We start from the raw sequence: 21175 nt of genomic DNA, 5'->3' as shown, positions 1-21175 counted from the left end.
ACGAGGTTCGCGGAAAAGCGCCCAACAGCGGCCACATCGCCGCTTCAGGCCGCCAAAACCTCATCGCCGTGCATCAAGGCGGCTAAGTGACGCAACAATCCGTCGGGATCGGAAGGCGCTGGTCAGCGCAGGACGCGGCAGCGGCCGTTGTAGACCATCCAGCGGTCGAAGCCCGAGACGCAGAATTCGACATTGTCGCCGATCGAGGCAAAACCCTGGCCTTCCTCGATCAGGTACCAGATGGTGCGGGCGCCGCCGTCGGAGAGGCTGACGGTGGCGCCGCAATAACGGCGGCCGATCGGCCAGGTGTCGTCGGCCGGCAGATAGCGATGCTGATGGATGCGCTGGAAGTCGACGATCTGCACATCCGGCAGATGCGGCACGTGATGCACCTGATAGGAGAAGCGGTCGGTGATCTTGTTCAGCACCCAGGCCTCGCCGCAGACGCCGCTATCCTCGTCGGTATAGATTGCAAGGTCGGCCGCCTGGACTGCCTGGGTGACGCCAAGAGGCGCGGCCAGCGGCGTGCAAAGGGCGAGCAGTGCGGCAAGGGCGGATTGGGCGAAGCGAGTCATGGCAGCCTCTCAAGGTCGACTGCGCGCACTGTGCGGATTCGCTGACGCGCGGTCAAGCGGTTGTAGCGACCGTGGTTGTGGTGACGATGGTTGCGCTGACGGAACGGCAGGGCCGCGCCTCAAACTACTCTCCCGCCAGCCAGTCCAGCGTCCAATGCGACGGCTGCTCAAGTGCAAGCAGCCGGTGCAGCGCCGGCAGCAGCGTCCGTAACTCGCCTTCCAGCGTGAAGGGCGGATTGACCACCACCATGCCGCAGCCGTCGAGGCTCGGCTCGACGGCGTCCGGCCTGATCTCAAAACCGATGTCGAGCAGCTTCGAAATGCCCGTCTGCTTCAGCGCCTTGCGGAAGGCGGCGACCGCCCTGCGGTCCTTGAGCGGATACCACAGCGCGTAAATGCCGCCGGGCCAGCGCCGATGGGCTCTTTGCAGCCCGTCGACGAGGCGGTCGAACTCGCCCTCTTCCTCAAAAGGCGGATCGATGAGCACGAGGCCGCGCTTTTCCTTTGGCGGCAGATGCGCGCCGAGCGCCAGCCAGCCGTCGAGTTCGATCACCCGGGTCTGGAAGTCGCCGTCGAACAGCGCCTTCAGCCTGGCGGCATCCTTAGGATGCAGTTCGACCGCCGACAGCCGGTCCTGCTTGCGCATCAGGTGCCGGGCGATCAGCGGCGAACCTGGGTATTTTTTCACGCCGCCGTCTGGATTGAGCGAGCGGACGGCTTCAAGATACGGCGCCAGCAGTGCCGCCGCCGGCGCATCGAGGGCCGCATCGACCAGCCGGCCGATGCCGCCTTGCCATTCGCCGGTCTTTTGCGCTTCGGTCGAGGACAGATCGTAGCGGCCGATCCCGGCATGGGTGTCGATGACCCGAAACGCCTTGTCCTTCTGCTTCAGATATTCGATCAGCCGGCTGAGCACGACATGCTTGACGACGTCGGCGAAGTTCCCGGCGTGGTAGGCGTGGCGATAGTTCAATTGGAGCCCCTGCCCCAGCGCGGTGGTGGCGGCTGCGAGTTTGGATTTTCCGGCCGGCGGCCGCCGAAACGGAATGCCAGCACCAGCCCGACCAGGCCGGCCGCCATCAGGGAAAAACCGACCGGGCGCGCCCGGCGGTCGACCTCGCCGGCACCCGAGCGCAGGACGAGATCGACGGCCCGCATCGGAATGCCTTCGGCGTCGCCCGGACCGACGGTGAAGATGTAGGAACCAGGGGTAACGGTCGGGATCAGGCCGGCCTCGTCGCGAAAGATCCTGTCCGGCAGTTGCGGGCTGACCTGGCGCGGATTGTCGGAGTGATTGAACTGCAGCGTCGAGGCGAGCACCGTCCTGCCGCCGGTGGCGGCAGTGAGGGTCAACACAGTGCGCTGCTGCGAGACGATGCGCTCGGCTCTCGCCGTAAGGTCGACCAGCACGCGTAGCGGCCCGTCGCGTGCGCTCAGGGGCACGGTCACCGGCTTGAACCGGCCCTGGTCGTAAACCCGCCAGGTGCCGATCTCACGGCCGGAGAAATTGGTCATCGCCCAAGGATAGACGACGCCGATGCCGGTACCGATGAGCAGGATCAGGGCGAACAGAGAGCGCATGAGGTCAAGACCCGGTATTCGGCGCGCTGGTGCCGTCGCGGGCGCGCTCCATTTCGTCCAGGAGCATCTCAAGGCCGAGATCAAACGTCCGGTCGAATTCGGCGGTGCCGAAATAACGCCCGGCCGCAGCTACTTTTGGAAAATCCTGCGCCAGTTGCTCATCGCTGACGATGGTCACGGCGGAAGGCCCCTTTGCATAGCCGGCAGTCTCGTCGAGGATGGCACCCATCAGATAATAGCCGGTGGTGCGGAACAGCCGCGCACCCAGTTGCGGTCCGAAGCCGCCGGCCTCGAACAGGCCGAGGATGCCGTTCAGCCAAGTGAGACAGGTCGGCGAATTCATCCGGTAGGTTACAAGGAACGTGGCAAAGGCCGGGTGCTCACGCGCGACGCGGCGGAAATCCTGCACGGCAATGCGTAACCTTTGTCGCCAAGGGAGGTCCGCGTCGGGCATTTCGAGGGAGCCGATCAGCCGATCCACCAAGGCTTCGAAGAGATGCGCCACCGAAGGAAAGTGGTGATAGATGCTCATGGCTTCGCAGCCGAGTTCTGCCGCCAGCTTGCGCATCGAAAACCCGGCGAGGCCCTCGCTCTCGATAACCCTCAAAGCCGCATCCTCGATCATCTCGCGAGACAGCCGGCCGCGCAGTCGCTTTTTTTTGATCGATGTGTCCATGGTGTCGCTTGACAACTTACACTGTAAGGTTCATTTTCGACGTTACCTTACACCGTAAGGCCAACAAACGCCAGAGGAGAATGTCATGTCTGCCTATCGTACTCTTTCATCAACGCATTCTTCCATCCGCCGCGCCTGCCTGCTCGCCGCCACCTGTGTGCTGACCCTGGCTGCAGCTCCTTCTTATGCCGATGAGTATGACGCGACCGTCAAGGACATCCAGTCGACCATGGGCGGGGTGCCCGGTTTCGTAAAGCAGTTCCCGAAAGCCGGTCTGCCCGGTGCATGGGCCGAGGTCAAGGCCATCCAGCTCAGCGACAAGACGGCGCTGCCGCCGAAGGTCAAGTCGCTGATCTCGCTCGCGGTGGCGGCGCAAATCCCGTGCAACTACTGTATCTGGTCGGACACGCAGGACGCCAAGCGCGCCGGCGCCACCGACGAGGAGATCCAGGAGGCGGTCGCCGTTTCAGCGCTGACCCGCCATTGGAGCACCATCTTCAACGGCATGCAGGTCGATTTCGATACGTTCAGGAAGGAGATGGGCGGGCAATAGGGCTTTGGTTATTAGAGCGGGACGCCTTCAGACTGAATTAGCCTTCCCGCTCCGACTGTTTGTGTGATCCGCCAGCACCTCATCGATGACCCGCCACGATTTTTCCGCCTCGCGCTGGTTGCCGTCATGTCCCGAAGCGACGATCAGCGCCTTCCACAACGCCCAGCCCCGTGCGCGCGCCCAGCTGTGCTCGTCAAGGGCAATGGCGTCGCGAAACGCCTGACGGCTCTCGCCGTAAAATTCCGTCCACGCGATCACCAGATCACAGGCAGGATCGCCGATAGCCGAACTACCGAAATCGACGACCGCGTAGAGCTTGCCATCTTCGACGAGCAGATTGCCCGAGGCGACGTCGCCATGGACCCAGACCGGCGGCCCTTGCGATCGCGAGGCAAGGGCCGTCGCCCACACGGCCTCGGCGGCGGCCTTGTCGATGCGGCCGCAGAGCGCCGAGAGCGCGGCTCGAGTCTCGGCGTCGTAGACCGAAAGCCGGCCACCGCGGTGGAAATTATGCTGCCCTGCCGGTGGCCCATCGGCAGCGTCGATCCGGTAGAGCGCAACCAGAAAGCCGGCCAGCGAACGGGCGAACTCAGTAAGATCGGCAATCAGTCCACCAGCCGCCGGTCTGCCGCCAAGCCAGCGATAGACGGACCAAGGCCATGGATAGCCTTCCCCGGGCGCGCCTTTGGCCAGCGGCACGGGTATCGGCAGAGGCAGGTGAGGCGCCAGGCGGGGCAGCCAGCGATGCTCCTTCTCGACCTGGGCGACATAGGCGGCAGCGCTCGGCAGCCGCACCGACATGCTGTCGCCCAGCCGGAACGTGCGGTTGTCCCAGCCGCCAGGCTCGACCGTCTCTACCGGCAGGTCCGCCCATTTGGGGAACTGCGCGGCAATCAGCCGGCGAACAAGTGTGGCATCTATCGGCATGCCTGGCGTTCGTTCATCGGGCGGCATCGGGCTTGCTCCGGTCTTCTGAATAGCCGGCGGTCCATCTTTTTGTCATCGCACTCTTGCGGCGCCAGTGATTCCCTTGCCGGCAAATTCTCTAAGCCTTGCGTTCCCAGCGCCGATCAGGCGTTTGCTGCCAGTAGGTCACGGTGTGGCCGGCCTCCTTCATTGTCTTCCAATGCGTGCGTGCCGCCTCTAGCTGGGCTGCATCGTGGCCGTCGAACAGGAACACGGCGCGCTGGTAGCCGCCAAGCTCCGGCGGCACCGCCCCATCGACCAGGAAGCGTATCTGCGCCTGGTTCGGATTGTCGGGGCCGACGGTCAGAACCACCGGCTGCTCGGCGGGATGGGCTTCGCGATCCGTCGCGTGGGCCAGAAACGAATCGTCCCGGAAAGTCCACAGATGCTGGTCCAGCGCGTCGCGCCGTTCCTCGGTGCCGGTCTGCACCACGGCACGCCAGCCGCGATCGATACTGCGCTCCAGGAGGACGGGCAACGCATCCTCCAGCGTCGATTCGGTCAGGTGATAAAACAGAATCTCGGCCATGCGTTCAGTCTACATTGTCGGAGTCCCGCCCCAGCCGCTCATTGCTCGTAATGATCGCGCACCAGCCGGTCGAGCAGCCTGACGCCGAAGCCGGAAGCCCATGACTGGTTGATCTCGTTGGAAGGCGCGCCCATCGCGGTGCCGGCGATGTCGAGATGCGCCCAGGGCGTGTCCTTGACGAAGCGCTGCAGGAACTGCGCGGCGATGATGGCGCCGCCATGGCGGCCGCCGATGTTCTTCATGTCAGCATTCTTGGAATCGATCAGCTTGTCGTATTCGGCACCGAGCGGCATGCGCCACACCCGCTCCTGCGTCGCCTGTCCGGCCGCCGTCAACCGGTCCGCCAACTCGTCATTGTTGGAGAACAGGCCGGCATAATGCTGGCCGAGCGCGACCATGATGGCGCCGGTCAGCGTCGCCAGATTGATCATGAATTTCGGCTGGAAGCGGTCGTTGCAGTACCAGAGCGCATCGGCCAGCACCAGGCGGCCCTCGGCGTCGGTATTGAGCACTTCGATAGTCTGGCCCGACATCGAGGTGACAATGTCGCCCGGTCGCTGAGCGTGGCCGTCGACGGCATTTTCAACCAGCCCGACAATGCCGACGACATTGACCTTCGCCTTGCGCGCGGCCAGCGCGTGCATCAGCCCGGTGACGGCAGCAGCGCCGCCCATGTCGCCCTTCATGTCCTCCATGCCCGACGCCGGCTTGATCGAATTGCCGCCGGTGTCGAAGGTGACGCCCTTGCCGACGAAGGCGACCGGGCTTTCCTTGGCCTTGCCGCCGTCCCACCGCATGACCGCGATGCGGGCGCCACGCGGCGAACCCTGCGCTACGCCCAGCAGCGAACCCATGCCGAGCTTCTTCATCTCCTTCTCGGCCAGGATCTCGACGGTGACGCCGAGCGCCTCCAGTTCGGCGATGCGGGCGGCGAATTCCACCGGTCCCAAAACATTGGCCGGTTCATTGACCAAATCGCGCGCCAGCAAGACGCCGTCGATCACCGCCGCTTCATCGGCGAAGGCCTTCTTTGCAGCTGCCGGATCGGCGGTGTGAATAGTCACCTTGACCGGCTTTTTTGGCTCGCGCTTGTCGTCGCCATTGTTCTTTTTGGTCTTGTACTTGTCGAAGGAATAGCTGCGCAGCAGGATGCCCGCTGCAAGCTGAACGGCTTGCCTGCCGCTGACGGCCGTACCGGGAAGATCGAGCACGACGGCCACTTCGGTTGCCTTGCGAAAGGACGCGGCAATCGTGCCGCCGAGCTTCAGCCAGGCGTAATCATCGAGATTGGAGCCCTTGCCGGCACCGACCGCCACCAGCCGCTCGAGCGATGTCCCTTCCGGTGCCAGCACTTCGACCAGGCTGGCGAATTTGCCGGTGAAGTCGGCGACCGGAAAAGCCCGCTCGAGGGTCTTTGCCGGATCGCAAGCCCTGGCGGCATCGCTGAGGCCGCCCTCGTCGGCCACCAGAACGAAAACGCTGCCTTTTTTGGGCGCGGCGAATTTGGCAAAGGCGATCGAGGGTCTCGAATTCATCATGTCCTGCTTTCGGGGAAGTGAGTTGGATTATCGCGAGAAACGTTCGTCAGTGAGCGGCGGGTTGAAACAGCTCGATGACATTGCCCGATGGGTCTTCGAGCAGCGTCTGGGAACCGCCGACGCCCGTTATGATATCGTTGCGAAAGACAAGTCCAGCACTCTTGAGGCGCGCAACCTCTTCTTTCAGGTCCGGCACCACCAACAGGATGCGATTCCAACCTCCCGGCACCGGCTGCCGGCCATCCGGCATCGCCCGTGCACCCGAACTGCCGGGTCCGCTTAGAAGGAGCCGTAAAGCGCCGCGTGTGACGGAAGCAAAAGCCGGTCGCGCGTCCTGTCCAACAGCGAAGCCCAGATGTCCACAGTAGAAGTCGATCGAGGCGGCGACATCATCGACCATGTAGCGAATGCTGACTGGCGTCATGATCATTGACCTTTCGGTTCGAGCACGCTCAACAAGGCGTGTCTATTGCGGGCGGAACAGTCGGCATAGTCCGGCTCATCATCGCTGCTTGACAATCCGCGCCGCTATCGCCCTGGCCTGAATGCGGGCGTTGGCGAAACAACCGCGAATGCTCGGCCGCATGCCGGTAAACCACAGACCAGGCAATTTCGGATCGGCATCGCCGCCGTTGAAAAGCGGAACGCCCTTGCCGTCGAGAACGCCGAGCTTGCCGAACATCTGCTCCAGACCGGTGCGATAGCCGGTCGCCGCAATGACGATATCGGGCGTGATCAACCTGCCGTCATTCAATACGATGCCGTCTTGGGTAAATTCCCGCAATGGTGGCACCACCACGATCGTGCCTGCCTTTATGGCGCGAACCGCGCCGTCATCGGCTGCGATCGCGGTGTAGTCGGCGCTCAGACGGCTCGCACCGCCTGTGGGAGCCGGCGGAAGCCCAAATTTCGTCAGGTCGCCGAAAACCAGGCGCTGGGTTGTCGCCATCACCGCATCGGCCAGCCGCACCGGCAAGCTCGCCATGAACGGTGAAAGCCTGTGGACGGCGACCTTGCCGATGCGTTTCGGCAGCAGCGACGGGCCGTTGCGGGCCGACAGCCAGATGCTTTGGGCATCTGCATTCGCAAGATGGTTGAGTGCGTCGAACCCCGAATTGCCGGCTCCGACGACCAGCACCCTTTTGCCGACGTAGTCCTTCGCCTCGCCAAAATCGGCCGAATGGATAATCCGGCCTGCAAAATCCTTCATGCCTTTCCACGCAGGAATAAACGGCTGCCGGTCGCGCCCGGTGGCGACGACGACATGACGCGCCAGACGACGTCCGGCGTTCGTCCGCACGGTCCAGTGATCGCCGTCGAACGTGATCTCTTCAACGGCAACGCCGAATGCCACCGGCAGACCATGCGCCTGGCTGAAATCGTTCAGATGGCGAATGACGGCCGATTTATGCGGAAAAGCCGGGGTGCCTGCGGGATAGTCGACGCCGGGCAGCGTCGAGAGATCGCGATGCGTATTGAGGTGCAGACGCTGGTGCCGCCGATGCCAGGGTTCGGCAAGCCGGCTCTCCTTTTCCAGGACGAGCGTCGGTACGCCGGCCTTCATCAAGGCGTGGGCGGCGGCAAGGCCGGCCGCGCCGGCGCCGACCACGATCGCGCCGTCAAAGACCGCTTCCCGACCGGTTTGACCGCGCAATTTTTCCGCTTCCATGCTGGGGCTCAACAGATCCTGACCCGTCTTATCACGCCGCGGCGGTCGCGACCGGCGCGACATTTGGTCGTTTTGCCGCATTTGACAAGACTTTGGCCGAAATCGCTCCCATATGCGATATCGAACCATCCACGATTCGTCGCGGCACGGCCCCGCTTCCCGCCGCAACCTGTTGTTAACCAACAATGTTCGCTCTTTCTTATCCATTGCCGCCGACACTCCGGCCCAGCGGATTTTGCGATCCGGGACAGAACCCAGATCGAACCGCCAAACTGAGCCAGTTGTGCAGCCGGCGCCGGACGACTACCTTGTTCCAAGGCATGATGCCGTTCGAAATCGCCGAGAAAAGCCTTCATGAAGGTCGTTGAACGTTACATCATGCGCCGTGCTTTCGCGGTATTCGCGCTGGCGCTCGTCTGGACGCTGGCGATCGTCTGGACGACTCAGGTGCTCGCCCGCATCGACCTCGTCACCGATAGCGGTCAGTCGGCCCTCACCTTCTTCGAAGTCGCAGCGCTGATCATCCCGACAATCGTTCCGATCGTCGTGCCGTTCGCCCTGGTGGTCGCGGTCGCCCAGATCCTCAGCGTGATGAATTCGGATTCGGAGCTGGCCGTCGTCAATGCCGCCGGCGCTTCACGCTGGACCATTGTCAGGCCGATCATGCTTCTGGCAATTGCAGCCAGCGTTTTTTCCTTCGCCGTCGACAATGGCGTCGATCCTTACGCACGCCAGAAGAACCGCGAGTTGATTGCGTCGTCGCGTGCCGATCTGTTGTCGTTGATCATCCAGGAAGGCACCTTCCGCAAGATCGACGACGGCCTGTTCCTGCAGGTTGGCGAACGGCTTCCCGACAACCGCCTCGGCGGCATCTTCGTCGCCGATTCGCGCGAAGAAGGCGTCAATCTCATCTACTACGCCAAGACCGGCAGCATCATCGAACGCGGCGACGAGAAGGTGCTGATGATGAATGACGGCGTCATCCATCGCAAAACCATGACCGGCGACCTCTCGGTGATCCGGTTCACCTCCTACGCCTTCGACTTGTCCGCTTTCATGTCGGCATCATCTGACATCCTGCTTTTGCCGAAGGACCGGACGACCCAGTATCTGCTCAATCCCAGTCCGAACGACAAGATGTACCAGCAAAAGCCGAACAGGTACCTGGCCGAGCTCAATCAGCGTTTTTCCGAGTGGTCCTATTCGCTCGTCTTCGCGCTGATCGCGCTCGCCGTTGCCGGAGATGCGCGCTCGCATCGCGAGGCGCGTGTGCACCCGCTGATCACGGCAATCGCGATCGCGCTGTTCGTGCGCTGGCTCGGGTTCTTTGCCGCCGGCAAGGCCGACAACGTGCCGCAATATGCCTATATGGTCTACGGCGTCCCGATCGTGGCATCGGCGATCGCCATCTGGTTCATCGTGTCCAACCGGACCATGGAACTGCCGGTTGCCTGGGCCGATTGGATAACCAATCTTGCCGGCCGCTTCAGTGACGGCTGGAGCGCCATCAAGCTCCGTTTTGCCGGGCGTGGCGCATCCGGACAGGGAGCCGGCTGATGGGCTGGACTCTGGGTCGGTACTTCTTCTTTCGCTATGTGACGATCACCATCTGGTTCTTCATCGGCCTCTTGGCGCTGGTGTTCCTGATCGATTTCACCGAGCTTTCCGGCCGCACGACCGGCGTGCCGGGCTTCACCTACGCAACTGCATTCGCCATTTCGGGGCTCAGGATGCCGATGATCATGCTGCAGACGGTGCCGTTCGTCGGCCTGTTCTCGGCGATGGCGACGTTGGTGTCGCTCAACCGCAAATATGAATTGGTCATTGCCCGTTCCGCCGGGGTTTCCGCATGGCAATTCCTGCTGCCGTGCTGCATCGGGGCGCTGCTGTTTGGAGCCTTGTCGGTCGGCGTCATCAATCCGGTAGCCGCGCACGCCTATTCCTGGTCCGAGGAGATCGAGACCCAGCTCCGTTCGGGCAAGTCGAACAGCGTCTCGGCCGATGCTGCGCCCTGGATCAGGCAGAAAACCAACGCCGGCGACACCATCATCGGCGCGCGCGCCATTCTCAATCAAGGCCTGGAGATGGCCGACGCGGTCTTCTTCAGCTTCAGCCCGCAAGGCGACATCATCGAGCGCAAGGATGCGGCGCGCGCCTTTTTGCGGGACGGCTACTGGGAATTGCAGGACGTCAAGGTGTTCCGTGACGGAACCATCCAGTCGTTACCCAGCGATCGGCTGCCGACCAATCTCAAGCCGGAATTCGTGCAAGAGCGGTTGGCGCGCCCTGAGACCATTCCCTTCTACGATCTGCCCGGCAAGATCGAAGTGGCCCGCTCCTTCGGCCTCAAGGCAAATGCCTTCGCCATGCAGTTCAATTCCCTGATTGCGCTGCCCTTCCTGCTTGTCGCGATGACGCTGATTGCGGCAACGGTATCAATGCGATTTGCGAGGATGGGGCAGTCGGCAACGATGATTCTGGGTGGCATCGTGGCCGGGTTTCTGCTTTATGTCGTTTCGGTGCTGGTCAAGGCATTCGGCGTAGCGGGATTCGTACCCACGGCCGTAGCGGCTTGGGTCCCGGTTGTCGTGGCTATGTTCTTCGGGGTGACATTCCTGCTATACAAGGAAGACGGCTAGTGAGGGAGGCGGTTTTGCGCAGCCATAGGCACGCCGGTTTGGCACGCCTCTCTGCGGCGAGCGCCTTGGCGTGCCTGCTTGCCAGCGTCGCCCCGGTTGCTCCGGCTTTTGCCCAGGACGTCAGTGAGCTGGCAACGAAGGTTCCGAGCGGCACGCAGATGCTGCTGGCAGCCGATACGCTGGTCTACGACAACGACAAGCAGACCGTGACGGCCGTCGGCGGCGTCCAGATCGACTATGGCGGCAACCGTCTGGTCGCCCAGCGGGTCGAATACAACCGCAACACCAAACGCCTCGTCGCCAGCGGCAATGTCGAACTCGTCAATAGCGACGGCACCAAAATCTATTCGCAGCATGCCGACATCACTGACGATTTCGCCGACGGCTTCGTCAACGCGCTGCGGGTCGAGACCATAGACAAGGCGTATTTCGCCGCCGAAAGCGCGGAGCGCATGGGCGGCGTGCTGACGACGTTCCACAACGGCGTCTACACCGCCTGCGAGCCGTGCGAGGACAAGCCCGACAAAGCGCCGACCTGGCGTATCAAGGCCAGGAAGATCATCTGGAACGGCGAGAAGAAGACGGTTCGCTTCGAGAACTCGAATTTCGAGTTCTTCGGCTTTCCGCTGGCCTATCTGCCGGCTTTCGAGATCGCCGACCCAACGGTCAAGCGCAAGAGCGGCTTCCTGATCCCCGGCGTCGCCTACAAGAGCGATCTCGGCGTCGGTGTTAAAGTCCCCTATTATTTCGCGCTCTCGCCGACCTACGATCTCACTGTCACTGGCAGCGGCTATACCAAGCAAGGTTTCCTCGGTGAGGCCGAGTGGAGGCAGCGCTTCAACAACGGTCAGTACAGCCTGAAGATTGCGGGCATCCGGCAGGAGAATCCCGACGCCTTCATCGACGACAATGGCCACAACGTGAATTCGGGTACCGAAGGCGACCCGAACAGGTTCCGCGGCATGATGGGCACCCAGGGCCAGTTCGCCATCAACCCGCGCTGGGACTTCGGCTGGGACATCCTGCTGCAGAGCGACAAGAATTTCGCGCGCACCTACGACATCGATGGCTTCAACGATAGCGTGCACCGCTCCGAGGTGTACCTGATGGGGCTCAACGATCGCAATTACTTCGATGTGCGCGCCATGCACTTCGATGTTCAGGAAGACACGCTCGCCAGCGATCCGACTGCACGCGCCGCCAAGCAGCCCTGGGTGCTGCCCTCGCTCGACTACGCCTATATCCCCGACATGCCGGTGGCCGGCGGGCAGCTGTCGTTCGACGTCAACGCGCGGGTCATTGACCGCGACAGGCTCGATACGGCTCTTGCAAATTCGGGCATCCCTTCGTCCGTCAACAACGTCCGCGGCATCGACGGTCAATCCGGGCGCCTTACCGCGGAAGCCGAATGGAAGCGCACCTTCACCACCGATGGCGGGCTGCTGCTAACACCGCTCCTGGCGCTGCGCGGCGACGCCGGCTACGTCAACGCCTCCTCGGCCTCGCTCGACGCCATCAACCAGATGGCGACCAATCTCGGCGTCGAGGACGATATGCGTTCATCGCTTGCCCGCTACATGGCGACCGCCGGCCTTGAGATGCGCTGGCCGGTGCTGTTTTCGATGACCAGTTCCAGCCATGTCTTCGAACCGATGGCGCAGGTATTCATGCGTCCGAACGAGCAATATGTCGGCGGGCTGGCGGTCCCCAACGAGGACGCCCAGAGCTTCGTCTTCGACGCCACGACGCTGTTCGAGCGCGACAAATTCTCGGGCTATGACCGCATGGAAGGCGGCACACGCGCCAATGTCGGGCTGCGCTATTCCGGCGCATATGACAATGGCTGGGGCACCAATGCGGTGTTCGGCCAATCCTACCAGCTCGGCGGCCAGAACTCGTTCGGCACGCCGGACCTGGTCAATGTCGGCGCCTATTCAGGTCTTGAAACTGCAACCTCCGACTATGTCGGCCTTGTCGGCTTCAACAGCCCCAGCGGGTTTTCCGGCTCGGTCAGCGGCCGTTTCGACGAGCAAAGCTTCGAGATCCGCCGCGCTGAGGTAAAGGCCGCCTTTTCGGGCCTGCCGGTATCGCTGAGCGCCAAATACGCCTTCATCCAGGCGCAGCCGCTCTATGGCTTCTCGACCGATCGCCATGAGGTTACGCTCGGCGCCTCGACACATCTTGCCGAGAATTGGCGCGTCTTTGGCACCGGCACGTATGATCTGGAGCAGAGCGTTCTGGTCAAGGACGGGGTCGGCTTTGCCTATAGTGATTCGTGCTTTACCTATTTGATGACGTTTTCGGAAAGACGTGACCTGAACACCAAGGAAGTATCGCAGAACGTCGGCTTCAACCTGTCGTTCCGCACGCTCGGCGATTTCGGCTCGTCGCAACGCTCCATCGACACCATTCAATAACGGGCAGCGGTCGGCAACGGGGCGCCTGGCGGACGACATTGTTTCGCCGCATAGAGCAGGCACGAATTTTGACGGCCTGAACTGGATAGGTTGGGCCGAATCGGGATGGAATTGGGATGCTTTCGATGAGGAAATACCTCTTTTCGGCAGGGTTCGCGCTGCTGGTGGCGTTCTCGACCACTGCGGTGACGCGGCCAGTTTTCGCCACCGAGATCAAATACGTCGTCAACAATATACCGATAACCACCGGCGACATCCAGCATCGGGCCGCTTTCCTGCGCCTGCAGCACAGAAAGGGCGATGCCGGCCAGGAAATGATCGACCAGACGCTGCGCCTGGCCGAAGCCCGGCGGCTCGGCATCCGCATCAGCGACGCGCAGGTCGATGCCGCTTATCAGCGTTTCGCCACCAGCAACAAGATGCCGCTCAAGCAGCTTGACGGCGCGATGGCGCAATCCGGCGTCACCAAGGAGCATTTCAAGGAGTTTATCCGGGCGCAGATGGCCTGGAACCAGGCGCTGACCGCGCGTTCCCGTTCCGGAGACGGTGGCGGCGCAATGAGCGAGCAGGACCTCGTCAAGCGCATGCTCGAAAAAGGCGGCAGCAAACCGAGCGCCACAGAGTACATGCTGCAGCAGGTCATCTTCGTGGTGCCGGCGGCCGAGCGCAGCGCGACGCTGGCCAAGCGCAAACGCGAAGCCGATGCCATGCGCGCCCGCTTCAACGGCTGCAACACCACGCGCGAATTCGCCAAGGGCCTGATCGATGTCACCGTTCGCGATCTCGGCCGGGTGCTGGCGCCGCAATTGCCGGCGGACTGGGCCGAGCAGATAAAGGCTACAAAGGTCGGCGGCGCCACCACGACGCGCGAAACCGACCGCGGTGTCGAATTCATCGGCATCTGCTCGTCGCGCGAAGTGTCAGACGACAAAGCCGCGCAGATGGTGTTCCAGAGTGAAGGTTCGAACGACAAGAACGCCGACGAACTCTCGAAGAAATATGTCGAGGAGTTGCGGAAGAAAGCCCGCATAATCGAGCGCTGAAGTCGAAGCGCCGTGCCTGACGCAGAGCTTCCGCTGGCGTTGAGCGTCGGCGATCCGTCCGGCGTGGGGCCGGACATCGCCATCGCTGCTTGGCAGGCCCGCGATAGCGCTGGCGTTCCGTCTTTTTATCTCCTTGCCGATCCGGCACTGATTGCCGCGCGGGCGCACAGGCTCGGCACCGATATCGCGATTGCCGAGACGACGCCGGCGTTAGCGCCGGGGATATTTTCGCGCGCGCTGCCGGTGGTGGCGCTTGCTGCCCGTTTCGTCGACAGTCCCGGCCGGCCGGATCCAGCCAACGCCGCCGGCATCATCGAGGCGATCGACCGCGCCGTTGCCGACTGCCTGGCCGGCCGCGCTGCCGCGGTCGTCACCTGCCCCATTGCCAAGAAGCCGCTCTACGACGCCGGCTTTCGCTTTCCCGGCCACACCGAATATCTGGCGCATCTGGCATCGCTTCACACCGGCACCGAAGTGACGCCTGTGATGCTGCTTGCCGGACCGGACCTGCGCACCGTGCCGGTCACCATCCACATCGCGCTGGCCGAGGTGCCGAAAGCGCTGACGACGGACCTTATCGTCGCCACCGGCCGCATCACCGCCGCCGATCTTGCGAACCGCTTCGGAATTGCCAAGCCGCGGCTCGCCATTGCCGGCCTCAACCCGCATGCCGGCGAAGGCGGCACCATGGGCACCGAAGACGAGCGGATCGTGCGCCCGGCGGTCGACCGGCTGAGGCAGGAAGGGATCGACGCCTTCGGGCCATTGCCGGCCGACACGCTGTTTCATGCTCGCGCCCGCGCCGGCTACGACGTGGCGCTCTGTATGTATCACGACCAGGCGCTGATCCCGGCCAAGGCGCTGGCGTTTGACGAGGCGGTCAACGTCACGCTCGGCCTGCCCTTCGTCCGCACCTCGCCCGACCACGGCACCGCCTTCGACATCGCCGGCAAGGGCATCGCCCGTGCCGGCAGCCTGATTGCAGCGCTGAAACTGGCTCGCGTTCTTGCCGATACCGGGAAAAGGCCGTAGGCCCTGAGCCCAATCAGCCAAATTCGATGGCCTTAACCCGATGAGCCCGCCTGATGAGCCCAGCCCGATGAGCATAGACGGCCTGCCGCCACTGCGCGAGGTGATCGAGCGCCATGGGCTGCAGGCGAAAAAGGCGCTGGGCCAGAATTTTCTGCTCGACCTTAACCTGACAAGCAAGATTGCGCGAACCGCCGGCGACCTGAGCGACGTTACGGTTATCGAGGTCGGTCCCGGTCCGGGCGGGCTGACTCGTGCCCTGCTCCTCAACGGCGCCCGGCGGGTCGTCGCGATCGAGCGCGACGAGCGCTGCCTAGCGGCCTTGGCCGAGATCGCGAACCACTATCCGGGTCGGCTCGATATCGTAGCCGGCGATGCGCTGAAAGCTGATTTTGCAGCGCTTGCAAAAGGAGTGCCGGGAAGCGGCGGGTCGGCGAAAATCGTTGCCAACCTGCCCTACAATATCGGCACCGAATTGCTGATCCGCTGGCTGACCGTTACCGAGTGGCCGCCTTTCTACACATCGATGACGCTGATGTTCCAGCGCGAGGTCGCCGAACGCATTGCAGCCAGCCCCGGCAGCGAGGCCTATGGTCGGCTCGGCGTGCTGGCCGGCTGGCGGACGGAGGCGAGGATTGCCTTCGACGTACCGCCGCAGGCGTTCACGCCGCCACCCAAGGTGACGTCCTCGGTGGTGCATCTTGTGCCGCGTGCCAACCCCTTGCCGGCAGAGGTGAAACGGCTCAGCCGCGTCACCGAAGCGGCATTCGGCCAGCGCCGGAAAATGCTGCGGCAGAGCGTGAAAAGCCTCGGCGGCGAGGCACTGCTCACCCGCGCCGGCATCGATCCGACTAGGCGTGCGGAGACGCTCAGCGTCGAGGAATTCGTTCGCCTGACCAACGCGGTGTGATGCCGGGAAGCGTCCGCGTGGAATTTCCGCTCTCATGGCATAGATAGCCGGACAAACCCTGCCCGGAGACAAACAGTGGCCGCCTATGTCATTTCCGACGTCACGATCCGTGACGCAGAGGCTATCGAGCCTATCGCGCCAGCGCCGCGGCTGCCTCCATCGCCCAGCATGGCGGGCGCTATCTGGTACGCGGCGGCGAGGTGGAAAGGTTGGAAGGCGACTGGTCTCCCCGGCCGCTGATCATCGTGGAATTCCCCGACATGGACACGGCGCGGCGTTGGTACCGCTCCGCCGAATATGCCGCGGCATTGGAACTGCGCGACGCCGCGCTCAGCCGCAATCTGATCCTGGTCGAGGGGACAGCGCCTTGATCAATCCGTCTTCTCGTCGAGCAGCCCCGAAACGAAATCGAACAGGCCAGGCCGGCGATCGCGTCTGAGCCGTTCGGCGGTGACGATGCCGCGCACCTCGGCGAAAGCGCGGTCGAGATCGTCGTTGACGATGACGAAATCATATTCCTTCCAGTGCTCGATCTCGTTGCGGGCGTTCTTGAGCCGCGTCTCGATCACCGCTTCCTGGTCCTCGGCGCGACGCTTCAGCCGCGCCTTCAATTCCTTCATCGATGGCGGCAGGATGAATATCGAGACGATGTCGGCGCGCATCTTCTCCTTGAGCTGCTGAGCGCCTTGCCAGTCGATGTCGAACAGCATGTCGCGGCCTTCGGCCAGCGCCTGTTCAGCCGGCTCGCGCGGCGTCGCGTAGCAATTGCCGTGCACCTCCGCCCATTCGAGCAGCGCATCGGAATCGCGCAGCCGCTCGAACTCGCGCATGGTACGGAAGTGGTAATGGACGCCCTCGATCTCGCTGCCGCGGCGTGGCCGCGTGGTGACCGAGACCGACAATTCCAGGCTGGAATCGCTCTCCAGCAGATTGCGCGCAATCGTCGATTTGCCGGCGCCTGACGGCGACGACAAGACCAGCATCAGCCCGCGGCGCCGAATGCGGGAACCCACATCCCTAGCGGTCATGGGGCTTGGCAGTCATGTGGCTTGGCATCGGGATCATTCCAGATTCTGGACCTGTTCGCGAAACTGGTCGACGACCGCCTTCAGTTCCAGCCCGATGGCGGTGACCGCGGCAGCATTCGACTTGGAACACAGCGTATTCGATTCGCGGTTGAATTCCTGTGCCAGGAAATCGAGCTTGCGGCCGATGGCCCCACCTCCGGCGAGCAGTGCCCGCCCCGACACCACGTGCGTCTTCAGCCGGTCGATTTCCTCGCGTATGTCGGCCTTGGTGGCCAGGAACGCCGCTTCCATATGCAGCCGGCTGGCGTCCAGGTTGGCAGACGCGTCCATCAACAGGCGGATCTGCTCGGCGAGCCTTTCGCGGATCGTGGCCGGTTCGCGTGATGGATCGGCCTCGGCCCGCAGCGTCAGCGCCTCGATGGCGTCGATATGGCCGGACAGCAGGGAACGAAGTGCCGCACCTTCGCCCTGGCGCGCCTGCTGCAGCCCGTTCAGTGCTGCTTCCAGCGCCGACAGTATTGCGGTATCGAGCGCACTGCGCGCCTCTTCGGTTTCGATGGTTTCGGGAATGTCGAGGACGCCGCGCAGCGCAAGCAGCCCGTCGGCCGCCGCAGGGGCTACTCCGAACTGCTCCTGCAGCCGCTTGGCCAACCCCGCCAGATCCTTCAGGAAAGCCTCGTTGACCACGGGTTGCGCTTGCGCGCCGGCGGCGCGGCCAATGGTCAGCGTCATCTGGAAATTGCCGCGCGCAAAACGCTTCTGCACCGTCTGCCGGACGGCCGGCTCCAGCCGGTCGAAACCTTGCGGCAGCCGCAGCCTGACCTCGACGCTTTTGCCGTTGACGGACTTGGCTTCCCAGGCAATCGAAGTGCCGTCGTGTTCGGCGACACTGCGCGCAAAACCGGTCATGCTCTGCAAGTTCATGTAGCCGTGCGTCCCTTTGCCGAATGCCCCTCAAGCCGGAGCGATTTTCTCCGGACAGGATCATGTGAATTTCAATGCCATAGCAGCCCTTGCACATCCACCCGGACATGCACAGGGCCAACCTGATGGCGTCCGGCCCTACTGGGCGGCGGTGGCGCCCGCATCGTCAACGATGGCTCCCGCCGGCGTGTCGGCTCCGGTATTGGTTGCTCCGGCCCTGGCGGCGTCCTGCGCCTGCTTTTTCAGCAGTGCCCGGTAGCGAGCGACATTCTCGTTATGCTCATCGAGCGTCGAGGCAAAGACGTGCCCGCCGCTGCCGTCGGCGACGAAGTAGAGATCGCTGGTCTTCGACGGATTGGCGACTGCCTCCAGCGCCGCACGGCCGGGATTGGCGATCGGCGTCGGCGGTAAGCCGTTGATCAGATAGGTGTTGTAGGGCGTCGGCTTCTGGATGTCCGACTGATAGATCGGGCGGTCGATGGGTTTGCCCTTGCCGCCGAACAGGCCGTAGATGATGGTCGGGTCCGACTGCAGCCGCATACCCTTGGCCAGCCGGTTGAGGAAGACGGCGGCTACGCGCGAGCGTTCATCGCCCTTGCCGGTCTCCTTCTCGACGATAGAGGCCAGGGTGACAAAATCCTCAACGTTGGCGATCGGCAAATCCGGCGCTCGGCGCTGCCAGACCTCGTCGACCAGCTTCTTCTGGTCGGCCAGAAGCTTGTCGACCATCTGCTGGCGTGTTGCGCCGCGGGTGAAACGCAGCGTGTCGGTGGCGAGGCTGCCCTCAGGTGGAGTGGTCGACGGCATATCGCCGGTCAGCGCGTCCTGCTCGGCGATTCGTTGCAGCGCCTGCTCGACAGTCAGCCCCTCGGGGATGGTCAGCGAATACATCACCGACTTGCCGCTCTTCAGCAGTTCCATGATATCGTGCATCGACGCCTGCGGCTTGATCTCGTATTCGCCGGCCTTCAGGGCGGAATCATTGCCGAAGGCGCGCACGCCAAGGCGGAAAATGCGGGCGTCGCTGATCAGCCCTCGCCGCTCAAGCTGGTCGGCGATCTCCTGGACGCCGCTATTCGGCTTGACCAGGAAAGTGTCGCCATTGGCCGACGGGCCGGGCTCGTTGAACTCCTGCTTGCCGAAATACAGCGCAACGCCTGCCGCCAGCACCATCAGCATCACCGAAGAGATGACGAAGTTCATGAACACGACGAACTGGCTGCGCGAGGCACGCGAGCGCTTCGGCGGCGGCGTGCCGGCCTCGGGCCGCAACGCCTCGCTGGCCGTCTTCGGCACGATCGGGCCGGGCGTTGCTGGCCGTTGCCCGAATTCCCCGTTATCGGCCGGATTTGTGTTCATAGCGCCCTACCATTTGATCTTGCGACGAATCCCCTCGGGCAGAGTAGGGGCGAATATGGCAAAATTGACGGCAGACGGAAACCGGCAGAGCGGTCAGCCATTGTAGCGCTGGAAGACGAGCGAGGCGTTGGTGCCACCGAAGCCGAAGGAGTTGGACAGCGCCACGTCGATCTGCCGGGCCCGCGGCTTGTGCGGCACCAGGTCGATCGCCGTTTCGCGCTCCGGATTGTCAAGATTGATGGTCGGCGGCGCGATGTTGTCGCGAATGGCGAGGATCGAAAAGATCGCCTCGGCAGCACCAGCCGCGCCCAGCAAGTGGCCAATCGACGATTTGGTCGACGACATCGATATCTTCGAGGCGGCGTTGCCGACCAGCCGCTCGACGGCGCCGAGTTCGATCGTATCGGCCATGGTCGAGGTGCCGTGCGCGTTGATGTAGTCGACATCGGCCGGCGTCAGCTTCGCCCGGTTCAGCGCCGCGGTCATGCAACGGAAAGCGCCGTCGCCGTCTTCGGCAGGCGCGGTGATGTGATAGGCGTCACCGGTCAGACCGTAGCCGGTGACCTCGGCATAGATCTTGGCGCCGCGGGCCTTGGCGTGTTCGAGCTCCTCGAGCACGACAACACCGGCGCCCTCGCCCATGACGAAGCCGTCGCGATCGCGATCATAGGGGCGTGAGGCCGTTTGTGGCGCGTCGTTGCGCTCGGTGGAGAGCGCGCGGCAAGCCGCGAACCCGGCGACCGACAGTCTCGTCACCGGCGCTTCGGCGCCGCCTGCGACCATAACGTCGGCATCGCCCCAGATGATCAGCCGGGCGGCGTCGCCGATGGCGTGCGCACCGGTCGAGCAAGCGGTGACGACGGCATGGTTTGGTCCTTTCAGCCCATGCCGGATCGAAACCTGGCCGGAGACGAGGTTGATGATCTGGCCGGGGATGAAGAACGGGCTGATGCGGCGCGGGCCGCGTTCCTTGAGGATCATCGCATTCTCGGCGATGCCTTCGATGCCGCCGATGCCCGAACCGATCAGCACGCCGGTGGCGCACTGTTCCTCGTGCGTCTTCGGCTGCCAGCCGGAATCCTTGAGTGCCTCGTCGGCGGCCGCGATCCCGTACAGGATGAAGTCGCCGATCTTGCGCAGTTCCTTCGGCTCGAGAACGGCTTCAGGATTGAAAGTGGCATTGGAGCCGTCACCGCGCGGAATGACGTGGGCGACCTTGCAGGCAAGGTCTTCCACCTCGAATTCGGTGATGCGCTTGGCTGCGCTGCGGCCGGTCAGAAGCTCCTTCCAGCTGTGCTCGAAGCCCATGCCGAACGGCGAAAGCAGCCCAAGGCCCGTGACGACGACACGCCTCATCGCAGGTCCTCCCCGGTGATGACTGCAAATAGCGTCAGGCGGAGGCCTTGTCGATGTATTTCACCGCATCGCCAACAGTCAGGATGGTCTCGGCGGCGTCGTCCGGGATTTCGACACCGAACTCTTCTTCGAACGCCATGACAAGTTCGACCGTGTCGAGGCTGTCCGCGCCCAGATCATCGATGAAGCTCGCCTGCTCCGTCACCTTGTCGGCATCGACGCCAAGGTGCTCGATGACGATCTTCTTGACGCGCTCTGCGGTGTCACTCATTTGGCCATCCTCGTCTTTTGGTTGTCTGTCTTCGTTAGCGGCCAGAATGCCGCTAATCAAGCTGAAAGATGGTCCTGCCGGAAACGCAGCGGAACAGGACCGGTTTTTGCCC

The 21175-nt window shown here is 63.3% G+C and carries 22 protein-coding genes; 8 read left to right on the top strand and 14 right to left on the bottom strand.

Annotated elements, in window-relative coordinates:
* Window positions 1–122: 122 nt before the first annotated feature.
* The 4 genes from NKK47_RS29565 to NKK47_RS29550 form a co-directional block, all read right to left on the bottom strand.
* Window positions 123–575 carry a hypothetical protein gene (locus tag NKK47_RS29565; RefSeq protein WP_352454418.1) on the bottom strand — a complete coding sequence of 151 codons (453 nt, stop codon included), beginning with the start codon at window positions 573–575 and terminating at the stop codon, window positions 123–125.
* 124 nt (window positions 576–699) lie between these two features.
* Window positions 700–1548 carry a 23S rRNA (adenine(2030)-N(6))-methyltransferase RlmJ gene (locus NKK47_RS29560; protein WP_352454417.1) on the bottom strand — a complete coding sequence of 283 codons (849 nt, stop codon included), beginning with the start codon at window positions 1546–1548 and terminating at the stop codon, window positions 700–702.
* Entirely contained in the window at window positions 1545–2156 is a 612-nt protein-coding gene (locus NKK47_RS29555; RefSeq protein ID WP_023677686.1) for a hypothetical protein, read from the bottom strand. The genes NKK47_RS29560 and NKK47_RS29555 overlap by 4 nt, the downstream gene beginning before the upstream one ends.
* A gap of 4 nt (window positions 2157–2160) precedes the next feature.
* Window positions 2161–2832, bottom strand: coding sequence for a TetR/AcrR family transcriptional regulator (locus tag NKK47_RS29550; protein WP_352579247.1), 672 nt, complete (start codon window positions 2830–2832; stop codon window positions 2161–2163).
* Window positions 2833–2917: 85 nt separating this feature from the next.
* Between NKK47_RS29550 and NKK47_RS29545 the strand changes: the two genes are divergently transcribed.
* Window positions 2918–3385, top strand: coding sequence for a carboxymuconolactone decarboxylase family protein (locus NKK47_RS29545; RefSeq protein WP_352454415.1), 468 nt, complete (start codon window positions 2918–2920; stop codon window positions 3383–3385).
* Between the two features lie 27 nt (window positions 3386–3412).
* Here the strand turns inward: NKK47_RS29545 and NKK47_RS29540 are convergent, their stop codons facing one another.
* The 5 genes from NKK47_RS29540 to NKK47_RS29520 form a co-directional block, all read right to left on the bottom strand.
* A complete protein-coding gene (locus tag NKK47_RS29540) occupies window positions 3413–4312 on the bottom strand; it encodes an aminoglycoside phosphotransferase family protein (RefSeq protein WP_352454414.1) in 900 nt (299 codons plus the stop codon).
* Window positions 4313–4430: 118 nt separating this feature from the next.
* The gene (locus NKK47_RS29535; RefSeq protein ID WP_352454413.1) at window positions 4431–4880 is read right to left on the bottom strand and encodes a DNA polymerase III subunit chi; all 450 of its coding nucleotides are present in this window, start codon (window positions 4878–4880) and stop codon (window positions 4431–4433) included.
* Window positions 4881–4918: 38 nt separating this feature from the next.
* Window positions 4919–6415 carry a leucyl aminopeptidase gene (locus NKK47_RS29530; RefSeq protein ID WP_352454412.1) on the bottom strand — a complete coding sequence of 499 codons (1497 nt, stop codon included), beginning with the start codon at window positions 6413–6415 and terminating at the stop codon, window positions 4919–4921.
* 49 nt (window positions 6416–6464) lie between these two features.
* On the bottom strand, window positions 6465–6848 hold the full coding sequence (locus NKK47_RS29525; RefSeq protein WP_352454411.1) for a VOC family protein: 384 nt from the start codon (window positions 6846–6848) through the stop codon (window positions 6465–6467).
* Window positions 6849–6920: 72 nt separating this feature from the next.
* On the bottom strand, window positions 6921–8087 hold the full coding sequence (locus NKK47_RS29520; protein WP_352579246.1) for a flavin-containing monooxygenase: 1167 nt from the start codon (window positions 8085–8087) through the stop codon (window positions 6921–6923).
* Between the two features lie 354 nt (window positions 8088–8441).
* Here NKK47_RS29520 and lptF point away from each other — a divergent pair, with 354 nt between their 5' ends.
* The 7 genes from lptF (at window position 8442) to NKK47_RS29485 (ending at window position 16496) form a co-directional block, all read left to right on the top strand.
* Window positions 8442–9644, top strand: a complete 1203-nt coding sequence (gene lptF / locus NKK47_RS29515) for an LPS export ABC transporter permease LptF (protein ID WP_352579245.1) — start codon at window positions 8442–8444, stop codon at window positions 9642–9644.
* Window positions 9641–10726, top strand: a complete 1086-nt coding sequence (gene lptG, locus NKK47_RS29510; RefSeq protein ID WP_023677695.1) for an LPS export ABC transporter permease LptG — start codon at window positions 9641–9643, stop codon at window positions 10724–10726. The genes lptF and lptG overlap by 4 nt, the downstream gene beginning before the upstream one ends.
* Window positions 10726–13143: an LPS-assembly protein LptD gene (locus NKK47_RS29505; RefSeq protein WP_352579244.1), complete on the top strand. Its 2418-nt coding sequence runs from the start codon at window positions 10726–10728 to the stop codon at window positions 13141–13143. Before lptG ends, NKK47_RS29505 begins: the two co-directional genes overlap by 1 nt.
* Window positions 13144–13259: 116 nt before the next feature.
* Window positions 13260–14186: a peptidylprolyl isomerase gene (locus NKK47_RS29500; protein ID WP_352579243.1), complete on the top strand. Its 927-nt coding sequence runs from the start codon at window positions 13260–13262 to the stop codon at window positions 14184–14186.
* Window positions 14187–14198: 12 nt separating this feature from the next.
* Window positions 14199–15218 carry a 4-hydroxythreonine-4-phosphate dehydrogenase PdxA gene (gene pdxA / locus NKK47_RS29495; protein WP_352579242.1) on the top strand — a complete coding sequence of 340 codons (1020 nt, stop codon included), beginning with the start codon at window positions 14199–14201 and terminating at the stop codon, window positions 15216–15218.
* Between the two features lie 67 nt (window positions 15219–15285).
* On the top strand, window positions 15286–16125 hold the full coding sequence (gene rsmA / locus NKK47_RS29490; protein ID WP_352579241.1) for a 16S rRNA (adenine(1518)-N(6)/adenine(1519)-N(6))-dimethyltransferase RsmA: 840 nt from the start codon (window positions 15286–15288) through the stop codon (window positions 16123–16125).
* 158 nt (window positions 16126–16283) lie between these two features.
* Window positions 16284–16496 carry a DUF1330 domain-containing protein gene (locus NKK47_RS29485; RefSeq protein ID WP_502905078.1) on the top strand — a complete coding sequence of 71 codons (213 nt, stop codon included), beginning with the start codon at window positions 16284–16286 and terminating at the stop codon, window positions 16494–16496.
* Here the strand turns inward: NKK47_RS29485 and gmk are convergent, their stop codons facing one another.
* From gmk to NKK47_RS29460, 5 genes are all read right to left on the bottom strand, one after another.
* Entirely contained in the window at window positions 16497–17153 is a 657-nt protein-coding gene (gmk, locus tag NKK47_RS29480) for a guanylate kinase (protein ID WP_023677701.1), read from the bottom strand. It lies immediately after the preceding gene.
* Between the two features lie 33 nt (window positions 17154–17186).
* A complete protein-coding gene (locus NKK47_RS29475; protein ID WP_352579240.1) occupies window positions 17187–18077 on the bottom strand; it encodes a YicC/YloC family endoribonuclease in 891 nt (296 codons plus the stop codon).
* Window positions 18078–18215: 138 nt separating this feature from the next.
* Window positions 18216–19436 carry an endolytic transglycosylase MltG gene (mltG, locus tag NKK47_RS29470; RefSeq protein ID WP_352454403.1) on the bottom strand — a complete coding sequence of 407 codons (1221 nt, stop codon included), beginning with the start codon at window positions 19434–19436 and terminating at the stop codon, window positions 18216–18218.
* Between the two features lie 93 nt (window positions 19437–19529).
* Window positions 19530–20792: a beta-ketoacyl-ACP synthase II gene (gene fabF / locus NKK47_RS29465; protein ID WP_352454402.1), complete on the bottom strand. Its 1263-nt coding sequence runs from the start codon at window positions 20790–20792 to the stop codon at window positions 19530–19532.
* A 34-nt stretch (window positions 20793–20826) separates the two neighbouring features.
* The gene (locus NKK47_RS29460) at window positions 20827–21063 is read right to left on the bottom strand and encodes an acyl carrier protein (RefSeq protein WP_006203723.1); all 237 of its coding nucleotides are present in this window, start codon (window positions 21061–21063) and stop codon (window positions 20827–20829) included.
* Between the last annotated feature and the right edge of the window lie 112 nt (window positions 21064–21175).

It is taken from the genome of Mesorhizobium sp. M0019, from assembly GCF_040323975.1.
Classification (GTDB): Bacteria; Pseudomonadota; Alphaproteobacteria; order Rhizobiales; family Rhizobiaceae; genus Mesorhizobium.
Note: the sequence above shows the minus strand (reverse complement) of the source record. Positions and strands in the feature narration are given on the sequence as shown.